Source organism: Paenibacillus forsythiae T98, from assembly GCF_000520735.1.
GTDB lineage: Bacteria > Bacillota > Bacilli > Paenibacillales > Paenibacillaceae > Paenibacillus_AQ > Paenibacillus_AQ forsythiae.
The window spans coordinates 1-6,653 of record NZ_ASSC01000822.1 but is presented as its reverse complement, the minus strand read 5'-3'; the positions used below and the strand labels follow the sequence as shown (position 1 = coordinate 6,653).

General features: G+C 53.1%; 6 protein-coding genes, 1 tRNA gene and 1 riboswitch. Of the genes, 4 read left to right on the top strand and 3 right to left on the bottom strand.

Going from position 1 to position 6,653, the window contains the following annotated elements:
- On the bottom strand, window positions 1–503 hold a 503-nt coding region (nrdG, locus tag L692_RS0125155; protein WP_025702668.1), incomplete at its 3' end, for an anaerobic ribonucleoside-triphosphate reductase activating protein.
- On the bottom strand, window positions 500–2,485 hold the full coding sequence (locus L692_RS0125150; RefSeq protein WP_025702667.1) for an anaerobic ribonucleoside triphosphate reductase: 1,986 nt from the start codon (window positions 2,483–2,485) through the stop codon (window positions 500–502). The genes L692_RS0125150 and nrdG, both read right to left, overlap by 4 nt.
- A 198-nt stretch (window positions 2,486–2,683) precedes the next feature.
- Window positions 2,684–2,916: riboswitch (cobalamin riboswitch) on the bottom strand.
- A 259-nt stretch (window positions 2,917–3,175) separates the two neighbouring features.
- Here L692_RS0125150 and L692_RS0125145 point away from each other — a divergent pair.
- The 4 genes from L692_RS0125145 (at window position 3,176) to L692_RS0125130 (ending at window position 5,808) form a co-directional block, all read left to right on the top strand.
- A complete protein-coding gene (locus tag L692_RS0125145) occupies window positions 3,176–3,484 on the top strand; it encodes an MTH1187 family thiamine-binding protein (RefSeq protein WP_025702666.1) in 309 nt (102 codons plus the stop codon).
- A 238-nt stretch (window positions 3,485–3,722) separates the two neighbouring features.
- A tRNA-Thr gene (locus L692_RS0125140) sits at window positions 3,723–3,794 on the top strand.
- Between the two features lie 164 nt (window positions 3,795–3,958).
- Window positions 3,959–4,462: a PTS sugar transporter subunit IIA gene (locus L692_RS0125135; RefSeq protein WP_025702665.1), complete on the top strand. Its 504-nt coding sequence runs from the start codon at window positions 3,959–3,961 to the stop codon at window positions 4,460–4,462.
- Window positions 4,463–4,671: 209 nt separating this feature from the next.
- Window positions 4,672–5,808: a GGDEF domain-containing protein gene (locus tag L692_RS0125130; RefSeq protein ID WP_232238862.1), complete on the top strand. Its 1,137-nt coding sequence runs from the start codon at window positions 4,672–4,674 to the stop codon at window positions 5,806–5,808.
- A gap of 215 nt (window positions 5,809–6,023) precedes the next feature.
- Here L692_RS0125130 and L692_RS33740 read toward each other — a convergent pair whose 3' ends face one another.
- Window positions 6,024–6,299, bottom strand: coding sequence for a hypothetical protein (locus tag L692_RS33740; RefSeq protein WP_156940586.1), 276 nt, complete (start codon window positions 6,297–6,299; stop codon window positions 6,024–6,026).
- Between the last annotated feature and the right edge of the window lie 354 nt (window positions 6,300–6,653).

Sequence of the window (6,653 nt, the reverse complement as noted above, 5' to 3'; positions counted from 1 at the left end):
GGCTGCCACAGCACAATCTCCGATCCGGCAAGGCTGGCCTGGATGTCGATAATCCGCTGATTGGAGCTGCCACGGAACCGGAGGGTCGTGTCCTTCAAGACTTCCACGAAGCGTCCGTCAATCAGCACCTGGCACAGCGACAGGAGCAGCCATTCCGGCGATCCCGGCATGGCTGCAAGCTCTTCGTAAGTGTAGCCGGTGTAGATCCACACCGGGAACTCCGGCAGCGTCGCGCGCACCTCGCGGATAAATTCCGCAGCTTCCTCCGCCGAGAAAAAAGGATCGCCGCCCGCCAGCGTTAGACCCTCCAGCAGCGGATTGGCGGCCATTTCGCCGATCATCTGCCGCTTGCGCTCTGGCGTAAGCGGCTCCCCGTAACCGAAATTCCAGGTTTCGGGATTGAAGCAGCCCGGGCAGCGGTGGCGGCACCCGCTGATGAAGACGACGGCGCGGAGTCCTTCGCCTTCGTTGATGGACTCCGGGTAGTAGCCGCAAATATTCATAGATGCTTGACCCGGTCCCTGACCTCGGCCTGCTTGGCCGCATTGAAGCGGGTCTGGTAATCTCCGGTCAGGTAGCCGGTAACCCGGCGCAGACGGCGGATGTGAACCTTCTGCTCAGAAGCGCCGCAGGAGGGGCAGTTCGCGCCGATTACACCTTCGTATCCGCAGCCGGAGCAGCGGTCGACAGGGTGGTTGATGCTGAAATAGCTGATATTTTGCTCCAGGGCGTAACGGATGATTTTGACAAAAGCCGCCGGATTGCTGCGCGCATTCCCGTCCAGCTCGACATATGAGATCGCGCCGGCGTTGCAGTAATCGTGAAACGGAGCCTCCAGCTTGATCTTGTTCGCCGCCCCCGTCGGATAATAGACCGGAACGTGGAATGAATTCGTGTAATACTCGCGGTCGGTAACGCCTTTTATGGCGCCGAATTCCTTGCGGTCGATCTTGGTGAATTTGCCCGACAGCCCTTCGGCCGGAGTGGCGAACAAGGTGATGTTCAGGTTAAGCTCGTCGCTCTTGCGGTCGCAGAACTCGCGCATATGCCGCACAATGGCGAGTGCCTTGCCGTACACTTCCGGGTCCTCGGCGTGATGCTTGCCGTACATTGCTTTCATGCATTCGGCCATGCCGATGAAGCCCAGCGACAGGCTGCCGTGCTTCAGCAGCTCCCGCACCTGCTCGTCCGGTGCAAGCTCCTCTCCGCCTTCCCATACGCCCTCGCGCATCATGAAGTCGGATGCTTTGGCCTTTTGCGCTCCCTGAATGTGGAAGCGGTGCAGCAGGCCGTCCAGGGCAATCTCCATATAATGATCGAGGTCAGCGTAGAAGCCTTCCTCGTCCGCCGCCCGGCGCAGGCCGGTTGCCGTTCCGTTCCGGATGCCGAGCCGGACAAGATTCAGCGTATTGAACGACAGATTGCCTTTGCCGGAGCAGTGATTGCGTCCGAAGCGGTCTCCCAGCACCCGGGTGCGGCAGCCCATCGTCGCGAATTCGGTATCCGGGTCTGCCGGATCGTAATACATCAGATTCAGCGGAGCGTCCAGATTCGCGAAATTTGGATACAGCCGCCGAGCCGAGCATTCCGTCGCTTTCAGGAACAACTCGTAGTTGGGATCGCCGGGCTGCTGATTCACGCCTTGTTTACATTTAAAAATCTGGATCGGGAACACCGGCGTCTCGCCGCTTCCCAGTCCGTTCATCGTCGCTGTCAGCAGGCTGTCGATCACAAGCTGTCCCTCGGGTGAGGTGCAGGTGCCGTAATTGATGCTGGTGAACGGAATTTGTCCGCCCGCTCTGGAGGACATCGTATTGAGATTATGTATGAGGCTCTCGGCCGCCTGCAGCGTCTCGCTCTCCGTTTCCTTCTTGGCGTAGCGGTAAGCCATCGGGTAGCGTTCCTTCAGCTCGGTCCGGCTCATGGTAATTTCCCCGAGCTCTTCCCCGGCTTGTCCTTCCTCGAAATAATCAAGGCCTTTGAGGAACAGCTTGGTGAAGGACTTGGCCACATAGGGGGCGAGATCATGGTCGATCTTGCTTCCCGACACGCCGCCATACTGTGAATTTTGCTGGGATTGAAAAATAATCGCTGTCAGCGCCATAGCCGTCATAATGGAGTTCGGGGGGCGGACGCTGCCGTTGCCGGTGTTGAAGCCCTGCCGGAGCAGCTTGTCGAACGGGATGAAAATGCAGTTCGTCGTTCCGATGGCGTACTGGTCCAGATCATGCACATATACGACATTGTCCTTGATCGCTTTGACCAGCTGGGGCGGCATGGTGAAGCTGCGGGCATACCATTTGGAATACTCGCTGCCGAATTTGCTCATCTTGCCGGAGAAGCTTTCCCCGTTCAGATTGGCGTTCTCCCTCAGCAGGTCCATATCCAGACTGTCGATAATATCGCGTCCCAAACCGATAACTTCCTCCAACAGAACTTCGTTCGCGCTTTGCCCGCCGGCTTGCCATTTCTCCAGCAGCGTCATTGTGCAGTTCCCCTCTCCGTAGCATTCCAGGCCTGAATTTGAATATTTTTTAGACTTTATAATTTAAAAAAGGCATCTCCCGCACGAAGAACGCAGGAAATGCCGCTATGCGGCGCAGGGCATTCCAAGAATGCCTGCCAACTTGATTGCAAGCTGCATGCGGTCACCGCTCCTGTTCCTCGCAGGCGCTCATTATATGGTGTCGCTCCGAAACAGGCAGGTCTCCTGGCTTCCTTCAGTTCTTCCGGCGCCTTCCCAAGAGCCGCTCCCGCGCTCCCAGTGGCCTTGTGCCGGAAGATGTCGCCCGCGTCCTTGTCTGAGGGACGAAGCATCCGGTTACAGTGGCGGGACCGCAGCGGATTCGCACCGCGCTTCCCTATTAAGCCGGACCTCCCATCAGAGATCCCGGCACCTGATTCCACTATATTTTGTTGTCGTTTATTTAAGATAACCCAATATGTTGTATCTGTAAACCTATTTTTTGAGATTTTGATATCCACAGAACATCCACAAACGGTCCACAGGTAATCCACAAATTCATCCACAATTTCAACAACAGAGGGGCGAGAGAGTGGAATTTAAGCCGTGTAAGCTATTCCGATTTGTAGCCCGGCTCCCCAGTTGCTACAATATAGAAAAGCTGTATGTTGACGTATTTAAAAGTGCAGCATGGAAAGGGAGGGTATTCAAATGGCTATTGCCGAAATTACCGTTATACCGATCGGAACCGGCAGCACCAGTCTCAGCAGTTATGTCGCAGGCATGCATCGCGCGCTGGAAGGTGTGGAGGGCATAACCTTTGAGCTTACATCCATGGGTACGATTATCGAAGGGCCGCTGCCGCGCATTCTCGCCGCTGTGCAGGTCCTGCATGAAGCGCCGTTCGCCAATGGCGCCCAGCGGGTGTCCACCTCGCTCAAAATCGACGACCGCCGCGACAAGGAAGCCAGCAGCAAGCAGAAGCTGGAGTCGGTGGAGCGCAAGCTAAGCGGGGAGTAGGGTAGGCTGGCTGGCGTTGGGGAATGATTGCCGCCTTATAGCGGTGCTGTCAGGGCGGCAAGCGGCCCCGCGCATCGGGTGACGGGCGCGAACGAAGGAATGTCTTCCCAGTGCTGGCGGGAGGGCATCTCTTCCGCACGCGCAAGGCGCGGATGCTTGGCTGGAGGCCGAAAAAGGAGTTGCTTTTTCCACCAAACGGAGTATAATAGTTTCTGTTGTGACGGCAAAGTCATATCTTGCTGGTGTAGCTCAGGGGTAGAGCAACGCACTCGTAATGCGTAGGCCGGGGGTTCAATTCCCTTCACCAGCATCCTATAAACCTTGGTATAGCGCGGTTCTCGGGACTCCCGGGAGCGGTGCTTTTTGATTTTATGCCGGTTCTTCTGTTCATTCACCACATCCTGATTAGTCAATATGGTAGAATAGCCTATATTCAAAATGTTCGGAGCTGAGAGCGGTAAGGGAGGAACCGGAATGTTTCGATTCACAAAAAAGAAGGAGGCCGACAGGCCGATCAACCTTGAGACTCCGGTAAAAGGAAGGGTATTGCCGCTGACAGAAGTGCCCGACCGGGCATTTTCAAGCGGCACCATGGGAAAGGGACGGGCTATTCTGCCCTCCGAGGGTAAAGTAACGGCACCTTGTCCGGGTACGGTCGTCCATATAATGGAGAAGAGCAAGCACGCGCTGCTGCTCGAACACGAAACCGGTATTTTGATATTGATTCATGTCGGCATTGAAACGGTATCGTTAAAGGGAGAAGGCTTCCACCCCCGTGTGAGTGCAGGCGATAAAGTGAGAACCGGCCAGACGCTGCTGGAGTTCGACCTTGAGGTGATTGCAGACGCGGGGCTGTCGCCCATAACCCCGATTATCATCCCCGAAGGCCAGGACTTGGTTGAGAGCGTGGAGTTCACTGAAGATTCCGCCTCCCGGGCGAATGAACCGTTTATCCGGATTTTGCTGAAGCATCAATAGAAATAGAAGCAGGATGAAGCTCCTGGCTTATCCAAAATGTGACGCGGCTTCCCGAATTGGGGGGGGGGCTGCTTTTTGCTTTGTTGGCGTACTTGGTGTTTGCCTGACTTTTGATTGATTAATTCCCCGTTTTTCTGTACAATTTTCAAGATTATTATGAAAAGTCAACGGCATTTTATCCTAAAATAATACTCTGGCGTGGTGAAGGAATGAGAATAAAGGACTTCTTGAATGCGTCCGATGCTTCCATACATAGGCAGACTAAATGGATCAAACGTTTCCTGGAGACTTATTGGGTAGTTATTGCGCTGCATTTGGCCGCCCAATTGTTCTCGTATTTTTTTCTTCCATATGAGATTGAAGCCGGGGCTTTCTATTACAAAGTTCTTGCGGGTCCGACCTTGCTGATGGGCGGGACGGTCGCGGCGGCCCAATTGGTTGACCGGTATGCGGCCAGATACTCTTTTATTTCTATGTTTACCGCAGGCACCTTCGTCTCGATGGTCATTATCCATCTCAATATGGATGTACGCATCATAGGGGCGGTTATGCTGCTGCCGATTATGGCTTCGGCTATTTTCTTCCGGCTGGATTTGACGATGTATACGGCTGCGTTGCAGATTGCCGCCTTCTGCATTCTGTACAACTGGGATTACCGGTTCAAGGCCTTTCTTAATCCGTTCGATCTGGTCTCCATTCCTCTCTTCATTCTTGTCGGCACGCTGGTGGCTGGCATTATCATTGTCAATGGGCGTGAGCTGCTGCACGATCTGGAGACGACCATGACGGCCAAGCAGGACCTTATGGCGGAGAATGCCCTGATCCTGAAGATATCCAGAACGGATGCCCTGACCGGATTGTTCAACCACATGTCGTTCCATGAATTTTATGAAAAAGCGCTGGAATACGGAGAATTGGGAGTTCCCTTTCATCTGGCTCTGCTCGACATTGATAATTTCAAGGGGGTTAACGACAAATTCGGGCATCGGGCGGGCGATCTCGTCTTGTCCAGAGTAGCGTACACAATTCAGGAGAACATTCCTTCCACCGATATCGCCGCCCGCTATGGGGGGGAAGAATTTGCGGTATTGCTGTTTGAACCGACGTTTGAAGAGGCGCTTGGCCTGATGGAACGGGTCCGGACGGCGTTCTCCGAGACGCGGCATGCGGAACTGGGAGGGCTGGCCGTAACCGTAAGCATCGGTCTCAAAAGCTTCGAGAAGGGAATGACGAAGGAACGGCTGTTTGAGGATACGGACGCTTTGCTCTATGCCGCGAAACGTGCAGGCAGGAACAAGGTTATAACGCCTCTGCAAAAGGTGGATGAAGGCAGCGTAGCGCTGTAGGCGAAATTTTTTTCGGTTCAAGCCAAAATTTAAGCTTCCTTTCAGGTTTTGGTCAGGTTCTTTTCAGGTTCGGGGTGTATATTGAACTTACCAAACACCCCCCAGTGTTTTGTAATATATTCTCTTACGGTCCTGTCCACTCCCAAGGCAGGGCCGTTTTTTTTAATTGTGATTCCTAAACAAAAAAATAATGATGTGATATATTTCACAACTAATTACAACAAAATGATATATATTAAATTCAGGCAATTAAAATTGAGATTATTTAAATCGGGAAAGAGGAATGAAGGATGAAAGCAGAAGGAAGCTTCCGCCGGGGATTGGCTGTTGGGGTCATGTTGAGTGTACCTTTGTGGATGTCCCTGGCCGGCTGGCTGCATGTTCTGTAAAATGGACAGCGCCCGGCATCCGCAAGCAGCGGTTACCGAGCGCTTAATATATGCAACAGAAACGCCGGTGTCTGCAACAGAAGGCCAGCCGTTTCCGTTCATGTATATTTAATCTTCCCGCCGTTCGTGAGCAACGGGCTTATGCTCCTCTTTATTCCCAGCAGCCGCATGGCGATAATAGCTCTGCATCCAAAACGACAAAAGCCCTGCCTCTCTTCTGTCCTTGCGGCTCCAATGACCGCGCCAGTGTGAGTCGGAAAACCAGTTTAAATATCATCTGTGGAATTTCTTATTAGCGAATCCATAATTTAGGAAAATCAAATATTATTAAATAATAACATATTATATTCCGATATTCAACTAGTATATATTTTATAGTTTGCGACGTAAACCCCCTCGCTTTAGCTATGGGGATGTAAGGTCGCCATCTGCGAGTTGCTTGAGTTAGATTTCACA

Coding starts and splice junctions, on each gene's coding strand:
- L692_RS0125150 (WP_025702667.1), bottom strand. CDS start 2,485: ATGACGCTGCTGGAGAAATGGCAAGCCGGCGGGCAAAGCGCGAACGAA.
- L692_RS0125145 (WP_025702666.1), top strand. CDS start 3,176: ATGGCTATTGCCGAAATTACCGTTATACCGATCGGAACCGGCAGCACC.
- L692_RS0125135 (WP_025702665.1), top strand. CDS start 3,959: ATGTTTCGATTCACAAAAAAGAAGGAGGCCGACAGGCCGATCAACCTT.
- L692_RS0125130 (WP_232238862.1), top strand. CDS start 4,672: ATGAGAATAAAGGACTTCTTGAATGCGTCCGATGCTTCCATACATAGG.
- L692_RS33740 (WP_156940586.1), bottom strand. CDS start 6,299: ATGAACGGAAACGGCTGGCCTTCTGTTGCAGACACCGGCGTTTCTGTT.